Source organism: Halomonas sp. 707B3, from assembly GCF_024158645.1.
GTDB classification, from domain to species: Bacteria; Pseudomonadota; Gammaproteobacteria; order Pseudomonadales; family Halomonadaceae; genus Vreelandella; species Vreelandella lionensis.
Genome location: NZ_JAMZBE010000008.1, coordinates 1 through 12,844, shown reverse-complemented (window position 1 = coordinate 12,844; position 12,844 = coordinate 1). Strand labels below are relative to the sequence as shown.

Genomic DNA, 12,844 nt, shown 5'->3' with positions numbered 1-12,844 from the left:
CCAAAAACAGCACTCTGTCCTGTTCGCAGCCACATTTAGACTAAAAGCCCATTCAAAAATAAGGGTGAGTCCATACGACTCACCCTGCGGGCAGGCTCAGAGGCAATCCATAACGTTACGCTCTGCAGCCAGCACTACGCATATCGAGAGGCTACGTGCCGTCCTACCTCATTACTCCAAGCCCAATACATCTTGCATGTCGTAACGGCCGCGGGGCTGATTAGCCACCCAGCGAGCAGCCCGTACCGCACCCTTGGCAAACGTCATCCGGCTAGACGCCTTATGGGTGATTTCGATGCGCTCGCCTTCGGTGGCGAACATGACGGTATGCTCACCGACGATATCGCCTGCGCGCACGGTAGCAAAACCGATCTCTTTATCGGTACGCGGGCCGCACTGCCCTACCCGCTCGAATACGCCGTGCTCTTTCAAGGTACGGCCCAAACTTTCGGCCACCACTTCACCCATTTTAATCGCCGTACCGGAAGGCGCGTCGACTTTATGGCGGTGGTGGGACTCAATCACCTCAATATCGTAGCCTTCATCACCCAGCGCCTTGGCCGCCGTTTCCAGTAGTTTGAGCGTCAGGTTCACGCCCACGCTCATGTTGGGAGCAAACACCATGGCCACCTTATCGCGGTAGCTATCTAGCTCGGCCAGCTCTTCATCGTTCATACCGGTGGTGCCGATCACGATGCGCTTACCGTGCTCGGCGCAGAATGCCAGATTCGCCAAGGTGACTTGGGGCGCAGTGAAGTCGATCAGCACGTCGAAGTCATCCACAATGGCGTCGAGCGAATCCACGGCGGCCACACCACGCTTACCCACACCTGCCAGCTCGCCGATATCTACGCCCGCCAGGGAGCTACCCGGCTCCACAATACCGCCTGCAAGCGAGGCATCAGCCTGTTGCTCAACGGCGTTAACTAACGTGCGGCCCATGCGGCCAGCTACGCCTACAATGGCAATTCGGGTCATGGAAACTCCTACGCGTGCGCTATTTGGCATCAACTAGAAACAAAAAAAGGTGGCCGCGATTATAGCAGACCACCCTTAGCGATGCGGCGCTAACGGCAGCGCCCTTCATGCACTTTCAATTCTCCCAGACAATCTCCAGCGACTCGTCTTTCGCCATACGCATTAGATGGCTCTCGACCACGCCCTCTAGCTGGTCCAAGTGCTCTTCTTCCAGGGTTTCGATGGAGACCAGTAGCCGATCAGGTTCGGCGTGCATCAGGCAAGTACCGCTGGCAAACACGATCTTGGCGTCCTGCTTACTGTGCTCCACCTCAAGCTTATGCGCCCAGTGTTTACACAGGCGGTTGATCAACCGCGCGCCGGATGGGGTGGCAATTTCTGCTCGGGATAAAGGCATGCGGCTCTCTCCAATTTAATAGAAGTGATTACCTACTAGCCTAATCCTCACAGCGAAAAGAGCCAAGCAGCGAATGAGAATTCCTTGCAACGGTGTGTTCGGCTACTCACTGCCCTTACTATCAAAAGCCGTGGTAATCTCCAACCAAGCCTAAGCAATTTTAGAGACAACAATGACAGATGAGACACTAAAATGCCTGACCGCCCTACGGGTAGGCCACAGCCGAGGCCGACTAGCAGCGAATAAGCCCTGCTTACTGCTGGCGATTATTTGTGAAATACAAAACGGGCACATTAACACGCCGACGGTTGCCATTGATGACCGGCTACTAGCGCGTTATTTCGATTTGTATGAAGCCGCCACCGGTGACCGTCAGTCGGCTAACCCTCACCTGCCACTTTGGCACCTAAAGGGCGACCAAGGCGTTTCTGGCGCACTTTGGGAGCCGGTGTTTGATAACAGCATCGCTCGCGTTGCCAATAGCTTAGGCCAGCCTAAATCGCTTAAGGGCTTAAAGGCACTCTTCACACAGGCAGTGCTAGATAGCGCTCTATTTAGTGCCTTTCAGAATAAACAAATGGCTCATAACGCCAGCGCACTGATCGTAGCTCACTATTTCGCTGAAGAACCTCAGCAGCACGCGCTGAACACCTATTTAGCCAATGCACTAGAGAGCGGCGATTACGAAAAGCACCCCGATAGCTTAGTGGGCGAAGTTAAGGAGACACATCAACAGCAGGCACGCTCAGCCGCTTTTCGCACTCTGGTATTGGAAGCCTACGACTACCGCTGTGCCGCCACTCGTTTGCGCTTTATCACGCCAGACTACCGTTATCTGGTAGAAGCCGCCCACTTAATTCCTTTCGCCGAAAGCTACGACGACCGCCCTACAAATGGCTTAGCACTGACGCCCAATTTACACTGGGCGATGGATAACCGATTGATCGCGCCGGGGCCGGACCATAAATGGCATGTCAGCCCAACTCTTGATGACTTTATGCCAGATAACGCATGGCTTCAGCAGTTGCATGGTCAAGCGGTGGTGCTGCCCCGAGCCAAACGCTGGCAGCCCAATCAACAGGCCTTAGCGTGGCGAATGGATCACCTTTTGCGCTGAAGCAGATACAAAAACGCCCCAGCACACTGAAGTGCTGAGGCGCTTTGCGTAGTGGCGCTATACCGCCCTTACGGCTTCATCTCTTCAAAGAACTTCTTCACGCTGTCGAAGAAGCCAGTCTTCTTCGGCGAGTGGCTATGACTATTGCTGTCATCAAAGCTCTTTTGCAGCTGGCGAAGCAGGTCTTTTTGCTCGTCGTTGAGGTTGACGGGCGTTTCCAACACTACTTTGCACAGCAGGTCGCCGGGGGCACCGCCGCGTACCGGCTTCACGCCTTTACCGCGCAGGCGGAAGAGCTTGCCGGTTTGGGTTTCCGGCGGGATCTTCAGTTTCACGCGACCATCCAGCGTGGGCACTTCCAGCTCGCCACCTAACGCTGCATCAACAAAGTTGATCGGCACGTCACACTGCAGGTGCTTACCATCGCGTTTGAAGATGTGGTGCGGCTTGATGGCGACCTGAACGTACAAATCGCCCGCTGGGCCGCCGTTGACGCCGCTCTCACCTTCGCTATTGAGGCGAATGCGGTCACCGGTATCCACGCCCGGCGGAATCTTCACCGAGAGAGTGCGGGTTTCACGCACGCGGCCTTCGCCGTTACATTTATGGCACGGCACCTTGATGTGCTGGCCACTGCCGTGACAGGTGGGGCAGGTTTGCTGGACCGCAAAGAAGCCCTGCTGCATACGTACCTGACCGTGGCCATGGCAAGTGGGGCAAGTCTCTTTGGTGGAGCCTGGCTCGGCGCCACCACCGTCACAGCGGTCACACTCGATATGGCGCGGGACGCGAATATCCACCGTGGTGCCCGCCACCGCGCTCTCTAGATCCAGCTCTAGGTTGTAGCGCAGGTCGGAACCGCGGGCGGGTGCGTTGGGCCCACGACGACGGCCACCGCCGCCACCGAAAATATCGCCAAACACATCGCCGAAGATGTCGCTGAAATCGCCAGCGCCACCGCCGCCGAAGCCACCACCTCCAAAGCCGCCGCCCTGGCCATCCACACCGGCGTGACCGAACTGGTCGTAGGCCGCGCGCTTCTCGCCATCGCTCAAGACTTCGTAGGCTTCCGACACTTCACGGAATTTTTCCGCTGCGGTGTTATCGTCCGGGTTTCGATCAGGGTGGAATTTTTGCGCCAGACGGCGATAGGCCTTTTTGATCTCTTTCTGATCGGCCCCTTTTTCGACACCCAGGACTTCGTAATAATCGCGTTTGGACATGGGTCCTACGCCTCCTGGTTAGCTACGCACTATAGGCGTCTCGGCCGCGGAAACAGCAACGCGGGAGTTGCCTCCCGCGTCACCACTTTCCTTGGCAGAAAGAGGTGGGTTACTGCTTCTTCTTGTCGTCGTTGACTTCTTCGTACTCGGCGTCAACCACGTCATCGTCCTGCTTGGTGTTGGCTTCTTCAGCGCCTTCACCACCCGCCTGGGCCGCTTCTGCCTGCTCGGCGTACATCTTCTGCGCCAGCTGGCCGGAAACTTCGGTCAGTGCATCCAGCTTCTTCTGGATGTTATCCTGGTCATCGGTTTTCACCGCTTCTTCCAGCTCGGCGATGGCGGTTTCGATGGCCTGTTTCTCGTCATCGGTCGCTTTGTCGCCCGCTTCTTGAACGGTCTTGCGAGTGGCGTGAATCATGCCATCCGCTTGGTTACGCAGCTGCACCAGCGCTTCGAACTTTTTGTCTTCGTCCGCGTGGGCTTCGGCATCACGTACCATTTGCTCGATCTCTTCATCGGAGAGGCCGCTGGACGCTTTGATGACGATGGACTGCTCTTTGCCAGTCGCCTTGTCTTTAGCAGACACGTTCAGGATACCGTTGGCGTCCAGGTCGAAAGCAACTTCGATCTGCGGTACACCGCGCGGTGCCGGCGGAATGTCGGCGAGGTCGAAACGACCCAGCGACTTGTTCTGCGACACTTGCTTACGCTCACCCTGTACGACGTGAATGGTCACGGCCGTCTGGTTATCATCCGCGGTCGAGAAGGTTTGCGTCTTCTTGGTCGGGATGGTGGTGTTCTTGTCGATCAGCGGCGTCATCACGCCACCCAGGGTTTCGATACCCAGGGTCAGAGGGGTAACGTCAAGCAGCAGAACGTCTTTTACGTCGCCACCCAATACACCGCCTTGAATCGCAGCGCCCACGGCAACCGCTTCATCCGGATTCACGTCTTTACGTGCTTCTTTGCCGAAGAAGTCAGCCGCTTTCTTCTGAACCATCGGCATGCGGGTCTGACCGCCGACCAGGATCACTTCGTCGATTTCAGAAGCAGACAGGCCTGCATCTTTCAGCGCCATTTTGCACGGCTCAAGCGAACGCTGAACCAGCTCTTCTACCAGCGACTCCAGCTTGGCACGGGTCACCTTCACATTGAGGTGTTTCGGGCCAGTGTTGTCGGCAGTGATGTAGGGCAGGTTCACATCGGTCTGCTGCGCGCTGGAAAGCTCGATTTTGGCTTTCTCGGCGGCTTCTTTCAGACGCTGCATGGCTAGGTTGTCGCCAGACAGGTCGATGCCGCTGTCAGACTTGAACTGGTCAACCAGGTAGTTGATCAGCGCCAAGTCAAAATCTTCACCGCCCAGGAAGGTGTCGCCGTTAGTAGCCAACACTTCAAACTGGGTCTCGCCATCAACGTCGGCAATTTCAATGATTGAGATATCGAAAGTACCGCCACCCAGGTCGTAAACCGCGATGGTTTTATCACCACGGGTCTTGTCCATACCATAGGCAAGCGCGGCAGCAGTCGGCTCATTGATGATGCGCTTAACGTCTAGACCGGCAATACGACCCGCATCTTTAGTGGCCTGACGCTGGCTATCGTTAAAGTAAGCCGGAACAGTGATGACCGCTTCAGTGACCGGCTCGCCGAGGTAGTCTTCGGCGGTTTTCTTCATTTTCTTCAGCACTTCCGCGCTTACCTGCGGCGGTGCCATTTTTTTGCCTTTTACTTCTACCCACGCATCGCCGTTATCAGCTTCAGCGATTTTGTACGGCACCATTTTGATGTCTTTTTGTACAACGTCGTCTTTGAAGCGACGACCAATCAAACGCTTGATGGCGTAAAGGGTGTTTTCCGGGTTGGTAACGGCTTGGCGCTTGGCGGCCTGGCCTACCAGGGTTTCACCATCGTCGGTGTAAGCAATGATGGAAGGCGTGGTACGACCGCCTTCGGCGTTTTCAATGACTTTAGCGCTGTCACCATCGAGCACGGCCACACAAGAGTTAGTGGTGCCCAGGTCGATACCAATAATGCGTCCCATAGCAAAAACCTCGAATTCGGTTGAAACAAAACTGATGTTTTACGCCGCTGTTACTTACTTGGCGTCTGCGGGTTTTCCCGCGGGTTGCCCTTTATTTGGGGGCCGCTTGCAGCATTTCAAGGGCTTTTTTTACTGCGTTGCGTCAACGCGGCTTAATTCGCTTTTTGACTGACGACCACCATGGCCGGGCGCACGAGGCGTCCGTTCAGTAGATAGCCTTTCTGCATTACTTCCATAACCGTGTTGGGATCTAGCTCTGGGTTCGGCACCATCGCCATGGCTTCGTGTACCTGCGGGTCGAAGGGCTCGCCGTGGGGCTCAATGCTCTCGACGCCAAACTTGCTCAGCACGTCTAGCTGCATTTTTAGCGTCATGGAGACACCTTCAAGGTGCACCTCGGCGGCATCGCCTTGCATGCTTTCCAGGGCTTTCTCCAAGCTATCCACCACAGGCAGCAGCTCTTTGACGAATTTCTCAAGGGCAAACTTGCGCGCTTTCTCGGCTTCTTGCTCAGCCCGGCGGCGTACGTTTTGAGCTTCAGCTGCCGCGCGCAGCGCTTGGTCTTTGGCTTCCGCTAGGCTCTGCTCCAGCTCTTCTACCTGGGCGGCTAGCACATCGGCTTCGGGGCTACCGACACTGCCTTCTAGCGGGGCATCGTCGTCAATCAGTCCTTCCAGTTCGCCTTCTACCAAACGCTCTTCTGCAGACTGATCCGTTACTTCTGCTTCCTGCTCTTGGCGTGCCAGCTCATCTTCCAACGGGGTTTGCGGTTCTTTTGCCATGCCTTGCTCCTGAAATAAGTAGCGGTGCCGGTGGCGGCCACCTGAGTTAAGTAGCGGGTATTAACCACGTATGCAGCCTATATGGGGGCCATAAAAGCCATCTCAAGAGGGGCATTGAAGTGAGTTATCGACTACTGTATAAAACAACAATTATTGGATAAGTATCCAGCTTCTGTGCCGCACCGCCTCAGGAGGCCTTATGCTTACGCAGCTAGCGATCCAAGACTACGCTATCGTTGACCGCCTTGAACTCGACCTAACCCGTGGCATGACCGCCATTACGGGCGAAACTGGGGCGGGTAAATCCATTTTGCTGGGTGCCTTGGGCCTCTGCCTGGGTGAGCGCGCCGATGCTAGTAGCGTGCGCCATGGCTGTGAGCGCACCGACCTCTCTGCCCGTTTCGATATCCAGCACCTGCCCGCCGCTACCGAATGGCTGGTGGCCCGCGAACTGCCCGCCGACGAGTGCCTGCTGCGCCGAGTGGTGACCGCTAACGGGCGCTCCAAAGCATGGATTAACGGCCATCCAGTGACTATCGCGGATTTAAAATCCCTGGGTGAGCAGCTGATTCAAATTCATGGCCAGCATGCCCACCAAGCCTTAATGCGCGAAGAAACGCATTTGGCGCTACTGGATGACTACGCCGGTTTACGCGAACGCAGCCAACAGCTTGCTGAAACATTCCGTGAATGGCGCAACGTTCGGCGGCGGCTGAAAAAGCTCAGCGAAGAGGGCAGCGAAGTAGAAGCCAAACGCCAGCTGCTGCGCTATCAGGTTGAAGAACTCGATCAGTTAGGCTTGGCAGAAGGAGAGCTGCAAACCCTCGAAGAGGAGCAGCACACGCTGGCCCACGCTGAAGAAACACTGCGCGAAACCCAGTTTGCCGCCGACTGCTGTGAAAGCGATGAAGGCGGTGCGCTATCGCTACTCAACCAGGCCTACGCCCACCTCAGCGCCCTACCCGGCAGCGATAAAGGCACGCTTGCCAATACGCTCACCATGCTCAGCGACGCCCGCATTCAGGTAGAAGAGGCCGCCAGCGAGCTGCACCGCTTAGCCAGCACCACTGAATTAGATCCTGAGCGCTTGGCGTGGGTGGAAGAGCGCATGGGCGATGTACACCGCATTGCCCGCAAGCACCACGTCGCCCCAGAGGAGATTTGCGCGCTGCACGCCCAGCTCAAACAAGAAGTGGCACAGTTGGAAGCCAGCGACGATGATTTAGAAGCCCTCAGCAGCCAGGTGGCTGAGTACCGTGAGCGTTATCGCAGCGAAGCCAAACAGCTCACCGAAGCACGCCAAAAGGCCGCTGTTCGCTTGGGTAAAGAGGTGCAGCAACAGCTAGCCTTCTTGGCCATGGGCAAAGCGCGTTTTGAAGTGGACGTTACCCCACGCGAAACGCCCTCACCGGAAGGGTTAGACCGTGTTCAGTTTCTGATCAGCGCCAACCCTGGCCAGCCCGCACGACCACTAACGAAAGTTGCCTCTGGCGGTGAGCTGTCGCGCATCAGCTTGGCCATTCAGGTAGTGGCAGCTTCGCATTCGACGATTCCAAGCCTAGTGTTTGATGAGGTCGACGTGGGCATCTCAGGGGCAACGGCAGAAATTGTTGGGCAACTGCTACGCAAGCTAGGAGAAAACGGCCAGGTAATGACCGTGACCCACCTACCCCAAGTGGCCGCCCAGGCGCACCAGCACTTACATATTGAAAAACACGCCAAGCGAGACACCACGCTGACCCATATGGCGCTACTGGACGAGCGCGGCCGTATCAGCGAACTGGCGCGAATGCTGGGGGGCGTAACGCTTTCCGACCAAACGCTGGCCCACGCGCGGGAAATGCTGCACGCCAGCCAGTGCCTGCCCCACTGATCCACCAAACGGGCGCGCCCTACCCCAAAGCCCCCGTTGAATACAAAACGCCCCCAGAGCGCCAGTGAGTATTCGCTGGCACCCTGGGGGCGTTTTTTACGCGGCTATTCGCTTTAACGACTCACTATTTGCGATTCGTTGGGCCGCTATCCTGGCGTGTAACGTCAGACCCGCGAGGGCGTACGTACAGCACCAGAGCATGGTCCACTAGCTCGTAGCCGTGCTCTTCGGCGATCTCTTGCTGGCGACGCTCGATGATGTCATCGACAAACTCGATGATCTCACCGCTTTCCAGACACACCATATGGTCGTGGTGGTCTTCTTGGGTCATCTCGAATACTGCATGGCCACCGTCAAAATTGTGACGAATCACAAGGCCCGCTGATTCAAACTGAGTCAGCACGCGGTAGACAGTTGCCAGGCCAACATCCTCGCCCGCATCAATCAGTGTTTTATACACTTCTTCTGCGCTAAGGTGGTGTTGACCCGAAGCATTTTCGAGAATCTGCAGGATCTTGACGCGCGGCAGGGTCACTTTCAGCCCGGCTTTGCGTAGTTCATGGTTCTGATCGGCCATGGTTGCTCTTCGCAGTAACAGGTTAGGTCGGGTATCATCGACCGAAACCACGATAGTGAAGAACAGGCTCAAATGCAAAAATTGACTCGTATCATTACCCTTTCCGTCGCCCTGACCGTTGTCAGTGGCTGTAGCTATGTCGGCGTTTATAAGCGCGACATCCCCCAGGGCAACCTGATCACCCAGGAGATGGTCAGCCAGCTCCAGCCGGGCATGACTCAAGAGCAGGTAGCCTACGTAATGGGCCGCCCACTGCTGGAAGCGCCCTTCGACTCCCGCGAATGGGACTACGTCTACCGCATCGATAAAGCCTATGAAGGTGTTGAGCAGCGCCGCGTCACGCTCACGTTTGATGACGCGAGCCGACTGGTCAACATTGAGCAGGAGGGAGACCTATCCCGCGACCTGCCGGTGAGCACAGACCGCGGTATGGGGCCAGCCGTTGAAGGTGCCGACCCGCTAGATGCACTGCCCAGCCAGCGAACGCCCACGCCGGAAACCGCCCCCGAGCCGCAGCCGATCATCACTGGCGAGTAAGCGCGGAGCTACTGCTCGTTGGCCTGACGCTTGGCCCGCTCTAGGCGGGCCGCCTTCGGGTCGATCTGCAGCGGGCGATACACCTCCACACGGTCGCCCTCGCGCAGCGGCTCTTTTTCAGGGTGGCGAATGGCCTTGCCAAAAATACCCAGCGGCGCCTGTGCAAAAATGTCGCTGGGCACTTCTTGGAACAGGCTGGGCAAATCGGCCATCTCGACCGCTTGCCGTGCGGTAGTGCCTTCCGTTACCGCGAGTGCGACGATGCGCTGCTTGTGCGGTAGAGCAAAGGCGACCTCTACCTTCAGCAGGTTATCGGCCATACATCTCGTCAGCGCGCTTGGTAAAAGCATCTACCAGCTGTCCAGCAATTTGCTGGAACAGCTTTCCAAACGCCATGCTGAGTAGCCGGTTGGCAAACACAAACTCCATTTCCAAGCTCACCTTGCAGGCATCTTCGCCCATGGGCGTAAACAGCCATCGCCCTTTCAACTGCTTAAACGGCCCTTTTACCAGCGACAGCTCGATGCGTTCGGGGGCAAACAGGTCGTTACGAGTGGTGATGGTTTGCTCCACCCCGGCGCGCCCTAAGGTCATCTCACCAATGAGATGGTCGGCGTCGTGCTCAAGCAAACGCGCACGTCGGCACCCCGGTAGGAACTCGGGGTAGCGTTCGAAGTCATTGACCAAATCGAACATTTGTTGGGGGGTGTGCCGCACCAAGGCGGTACGATTAACGGTTGGCATTGACCTCTCCGCTGACTTCACAGTGCCCAAAGCGTATCATGGGAAACATTTTTTCAGACCTTGAATGGTATCACGCCTCCCCACATAACGAAGGGGGATGCTACTGACAGATCAACGATGAGGTTCCATGGCCACTAAGAAAGGTAACAGTAAGGGCCCCGGCAGCAGTGTCATTGCCCAGAACAAGAAGGCACGGTTTGAGTACCATATCGACGAAACCTTCGAAGCGGGTTTAGCGCTGGCTGGCTGGGAAGTGAAAAGCCTGCGTGCTGGTAAAGCGCAGCTCACCGACACCTACATTTTAATTCGCAACGGCGAAGCGTTCCTGCTGGGCAGCCATATTATGCCGCTGAACACGGCCAGCACCCATGAAATTGCTGACCCCACGCGAACTCGTAAACTGCTGCTTCACCGTAAAGAGATCGCCAAAATCTTTTCGGTCACCCAGGACAAGGGCCACACTTGTGTACCGCTCAAGCTCTACTGGAAGCGCAACAAGGTGAAGTGCGAGCTGGCGCTGGTGACCGGTAAGAAAATCCATGATAAGCGGGCCACTGAGAAGGACCGCGACTGGAATCGCCAAAAAGGTCGAATTATGCGGGAACATAACAAGGCATAACTGGTCAATTAGCGATGAGCACGTTAGAATGCGGCTCTGACTAAGGGGGCGACATGGTTTCGACGCCGGTGACAAACCCTGCGGTGCATGCCGAGAGCGTGATGTATCTCGTAAATACCACATCACGAAAAATAGTCGCAAACGACGAAAACTACGCTCAAGGCGCGCTGGCAGCTTAAACCCTGCTAGCTTCTTGTCTGGCCCCAAGGTGATGTGCCTATTCATCACTGCGGGGATATGAGCTAAAGCTGATAGGACCGCGGTTGGCGGTGTCTTCTCGTCAACCGTTAAACTTTAGAAGGCTCGCGTGGCTGAATCCTGACCGTCGGAGTCAGTCGCGCTAAAGCAAATGACGGAATCTAAGCATGTAGAGCCAATGGGCGCGTGCTGGCGGACGCGGGTTCAATTCCCGCCGCCTCCACCAGACACCCCTACAAATCAAGCACCTACGGGTGCTTTTTTTGTGCCTGCCGTCCGAAAACGGCCTGTTTAGGCAGGGTTTATGAGTTCTTCGCCTTGCCCTTCCACGGGCTTGTTGACCAAGGTGCTTACAGGCCAGTGCTCAATCAGATCCGCATCTAAATGGTGGACCATGCTGCGAATGGTCTCCCGGTCTGTAAGATCAGGCGCTAACCAGTGTTCAAGGCTAGCATCGTCGAGGATCAGCGGCATGCGCTCATGTACGTCTGTAGCGCTGCCTCGGGCTGGTTCAGTGATGATTGCACAGCCTAGGCTGCCATCCTCACGCTCCGCAAAAATGCCGGCGAAGAACAGTGGTTTTCGGTCTTTACGGCAGAGGTAATGTGGCTGTTTGGGCTTGGTGTCTTTAATCCATTCATACCAGCCATCTGCGGGTATCAAACACCGATGCCTAGCGAAAGCTGACTTAAAATAAGCATTAGTGGCCACGGTTTCTACACGCGCATTGATCGGCTGATTCCCCGTGCTTTTGGCCCACCTCGGGCGATACCCCCACCACATTTGGTCAATCACCGGCGGTTCGTTCTCTGAAGCCTGACGCACGGCTGTAATCCACGTGCCGGGAGCCACGTTGTAGCGAAATACCACCTTTTGTTCCGGCACAGAAGCACCAACCTTTCTGGCCAGCCGATCTAACGGGGTGAATAATGCGAATCGTCCACACATAAGGGAAGCATAGCCAATAATTACTACTTCGCAGCCGCCCTTGTGCGCCAGTTCAGCGCTTTTTGCACTACTACGTGCATAAAGGCCTTCTTGGGGGGCTTTGCAGCTCTCATGAAGCCAGCTAATGTTAGAGGCTTACGCTTGGCAAATGGCTGAGTGGATCAATAAGGATATGACACATGCTGTATGGGTTGAGCTTGCTGGCCGGTATTGTGCTGTTATTTCTTGGGGGTGAGTCGTTAATTCGCGGCGCCGTGGCGGGTGCAAAGCGCATGGGAGTTTCACCGCTGCTTACCGGCCTAGTGGTGGTCGGGTTTGGTACGTCTGCCCCTGAACTGGTGGTGTCGGTGGACGCGGCAATTAGAGAGCAGCCTGATATTGCCGTGGGCAATATCGTGGGCAGCAATATCGGCAATATTTTGCTGATCCTGGGGCTGTGCGCGGTGATCTGCCCAATGAATGTTCATCCGTTAGCCTTGCGACGGGACGGGGTCGTTGTGGTCGCCGCCAGCCTGCTGTTTATCGTTTTAGCCTGGAGCGGTGCCCTAGGCCGCTGGGAAGCAGCGCTATTACTCGCAATGCTCACCGCTTATCTTATGTGGGCCTATTGGACTGAGCGCAACCAGTCACTGCCAGAAGCGGAAATGCACAGCGCTGAAGCCGAGGAGCTTTCTGCTATTCCTAGCTCTACGGCGATGATTATTGTCGCCCTAGTGCTTGGCCTTATCATGCTGATCGGCGGCTCGCAGTTGCTACTGTACGGTGCGATTGGCTTAGCCCAGTCGATCGGTATTTCAGAGGCGGTTATTG

General features: G+C 56.2%; 14 protein-coding genes and 1 other RNA gene. 6 read left to right on the top strand and 9 right to left on the bottom strand.

Annotation, left to right across the window (positions count from 1 at the left end; translation table 11 throughout):
• Positions 1 to 171 precede the first annotated feature (171 nt).
• Both dapB and BIS10_RS02195 read right to left on the bottom strand, forming a co-directional pair.
• The gene (dapB, locus tag BIS10_RS02200) at positions 172 to 978 is read right to left on the bottom strand and encodes a 4-hydroxy-tetrahydrodipicolinate reductase (RefSeq protein WP_253501974.1); all 807 of its coding nucleotides are present in this window, start codon (positions 976 to 978) and stop codon (positions 172 to 174) included.
• A gap of 115 nt (positions 979 to 1,093) precedes the next feature.
• Positions 1,094 to 1,375 (bottom strand): DUF2218 domain-containing protein, encoded by a 282-nt coding sequence (locus BIS10_RS02195; RefSeq protein ID WP_253501971.1) that lies wholly within the window; start codon positions 1,373 to 1,375, stop codon positions 1,094 to 1,096.
• 172 nt (positions 1,376 to 1,547) lie between these two features.
• Here BIS10_RS02195 and BIS10_RS02190 point away from each other — a divergent pair, with 172 nt between their 5' ends.
• Positions 1,548 to 2,492, top strand: a complete 945-nt coding sequence (locus BIS10_RS02190; RefSeq protein ID WP_253501968.1) for an HNH endonuclease — start codon at positions 1,548 to 1,550, stop codon at positions 2,490 to 2,492.
• 68 nt (positions 2,493 to 2,560) lie between these two features.
• Here BIS10_RS02190 and dnaJ read toward each other — a convergent pair whose 3' ends face one another.
• From dnaJ to grpE, 3 genes are all read right to left on the bottom strand, one after another.
• On the bottom strand, positions 2,561 to 3,715 hold the full coding sequence (dnaJ, locus tag BIS10_RS02185; protein WP_083023369.1) for a molecular chaperone DnaJ: 1,155 nt from the start codon (positions 3,713 to 3,715) through the stop codon (positions 2,561 to 2,563).
• A 109-nt stretch (positions 3,716 to 3,824) separates the two neighbouring features.
• Positions 3,825 to 5,756, bottom strand: a complete 1,932-nt coding sequence (gene dnaK / locus BIS10_RS02180) for a molecular chaperone DnaK (RefSeq protein ID WP_253501965.1) — start codon at positions 5,754 to 5,756, stop codon at positions 3,825 to 3,827.
• Between the two features lie 152 nt (positions 5,757 to 5,908).
• Positions 5,909 to 6,538, bottom strand: a complete 630-nt coding sequence (gene grpE / locus BIS10_RS02175) for a nucleotide exchange factor GrpE (protein ID WP_083023372.1) — start codon at positions 6,536 to 6,538, stop codon at positions 5,909 to 5,911.
• Between the two features lie 199 nt (positions 6,539 to 6,737).
• Here grpE and recN point away from each other — a divergent pair, with 199 nt between their 5' ends.
• Positions 6,738 to 8,411, top strand: coding sequence for a DNA repair protein RecN (gene recN / locus BIS10_RS02170; RefSeq protein WP_253501962.1), 1,674 nt, complete (start codon positions 6,738 to 6,740; stop codon positions 8,409 to 8,411).
• Between the two features lie 124 nt (positions 8,412 to 8,535).
• On the opposite strand, the gene fur is transcribed toward recN, so the two are convergent.
• Positions 8,536 to 8,988, bottom strand: coding sequence for a ferric iron uptake transcriptional regulator (fur, locus tag BIS10_RS02165; RefSeq protein WP_016915905.1), 453 nt, complete (start codon positions 8,986 to 8,988; stop codon positions 8,536 to 8,538).
• A gap of 72 nt (positions 8,989 to 9,060) precedes the next feature.
• On the opposite strand from fur, the gene bamE reads away from it, so the two are divergent.
• The gene (gene bamE, locus BIS10_RS02160) at positions 9,061 to 9,525 is read left to right on the top strand and encodes an outer membrane protein assembly factor BamE (protein WP_213262343.1); all 465 of its coding nucleotides are present in this window, start codon (positions 9,061 to 9,063) and stop codon (positions 9,523 to 9,525) included.
• A gap of 8 nt (positions 9,526 to 9,533) precedes the next feature.
• Here bamE and BIS10_RS02155 read toward each other — a convergent pair whose 3' ends face one another.
• Positions 9,534 to 9,845 carry an RnfH family protein gene (locus tag BIS10_RS02155; protein ID WP_083023376.1) on the bottom strand — a complete coding sequence of 104 codons (312 nt, stop codon included), beginning with the start codon at positions 9,843 to 9,845 and terminating at the stop codon, positions 9,534 to 9,536.
• Positions 9,835 to 10,269, bottom strand: coding sequence for a type II toxin-antitoxin system RatA family toxin (locus BIS10_RS02150; protein ID WP_083023377.1), 435 nt, complete (start codon positions 10,267 to 10,269; stop codon positions 9,835 to 9,837). Before BIS10_RS02150 ends, BIS10_RS02155 begins: the two co-directional genes overlap by 11 nt.
• A 127-nt stretch (positions 10,270 to 10,396) precedes the next feature.
• Between BIS10_RS02150 and smpB the strand changes: the two genes are divergently transcribed.
• Together smpB and ssrA are read left to right on the top strand one after the other, a co-directional pair.
• Positions 10,397 to 10,888 carry an SsrA-binding protein SmpB gene (gene smpB / locus BIS10_RS02145; RefSeq protein WP_062360527.1) on the top strand — a complete coding sequence of 164 codons (492 nt, stop codon included), beginning with the start codon at positions 10,397 to 10,399 and terminating at the stop codon, positions 10,886 to 10,888.
• 44 nt (positions 10,889 to 10,932) lie between these two features.
• Positions 10,933 to 11,312: a transfer-messenger RNA gene (ssrA, locus tag BIS10_RS02140) on the top strand.
• Between the two features lie 65 nt (positions 11,313 to 11,377).
• On the opposite strand, the gene BIS10_RS02135 is transcribed toward ssrA, so the two are convergent.
• The gene (locus BIS10_RS02135; RefSeq protein WP_253501959.1) at positions 11,378 to 12,034 is read right to left on the bottom strand and encodes an SOS response-associated peptidase; all 657 of its coding nucleotides are present in this window, start codon (positions 12,032 to 12,034) and stop codon (positions 11,378 to 11,380) included.
• A 179-nt stretch (positions 12,035 to 12,213) separates the two neighbouring features.
• Here BIS10_RS02135 and BIS10_RS02130 point away from each other — a divergent pair.
• A partial coding sequence (locus BIS10_RS02130; RefSeq protein ID WP_253501956.1) for a sodium:calcium antiporter occupies positions 12,214 to 12,844 on the top strand: 631 nt, incomplete at its 3' end.

Coding starts and splice junctions, on each gene's coding strand:
- grpE (WP_083023372.1), bottom strand. CDS start 6,538: ATGGCAAAAGAACCGCAAACCCCGTTGGAAGATGAGCTGGCACGCCAA.
- smpB (WP_062360527.1), top strand. CDS start 10,397: ATGGCCACTAAGAAAGGTAACAGTAAGGGCCCCGGCAGCAGTGTCATT.
- BIS10_RS02135 (WP_253501959.1), bottom strand. CDS start 12,034: ATGTGTGGACGATTCGCATTATTCACCCCGTTAGATCGGCTGGCCAGA.
- BIS10_RS02195 (WP_253501971.1), bottom strand. CDS start 1,375: ATGCCTTTATCCCGAGCAGAAATTGCCACCCCATCCGGCGCGCGGTTG.
- fur (WP_016915905.1), bottom strand. CDS start 8,988: ATGGCCGATCAGAACCATGAACTACGCAAAGCCGGGCTGAAAGTGACC.
- dnaJ (WP_083023369.1), bottom strand. CDS start 3,715: ATGTCCAAACGCGATTATTACGAAGTCCTGGGTGTCGAAAAAGGGGCC.
- dapB (WP_253501974.1), bottom strand. CDS start 978: ATGACCCGAATTGCCATTGTAGGCGTAGCTGGCCGCATGGGCCGCACG.
- dnaK (WP_253501965.1), bottom strand. CDS start 5,756: ATGGGACGCATTATTGGTATCGACCTGGGCACCACTAACTCTTGTGTG.
- bamE (WP_213262343.1), top strand. CDS start 9,061: ATGCAAAAATTGACTCGTATCATTACCCTTTCCGTCGCCCTGACCGTT.
- BIS10_RS02155 (WP_083023376.1), bottom strand. CDS start 9,845: ATGGCCGATAACCTGCTGAAGGTAGAGGTCGCCTTTGCTCTACCGCAC.
- BIS10_RS02150 (WP_083023377.1), bottom strand. CDS start 10,269: ATGCCAACCGTTAATCGTACCGCCTTGGTGCGGCACACCCCCCAACAA.
- BIS10_RS02190 (WP_253501968.1), top strand. CDS start 1,548: ATGACAGATGAGACACTAAAATGCCTGACCGCCCTACGGGTAGGCCAC.
- recN (WP_253501962.1), top strand. CDS start 6,738: ATGCTTACGCAGCTAGCGATCCAAGACTACGCTATCGTTGACCGCCTT.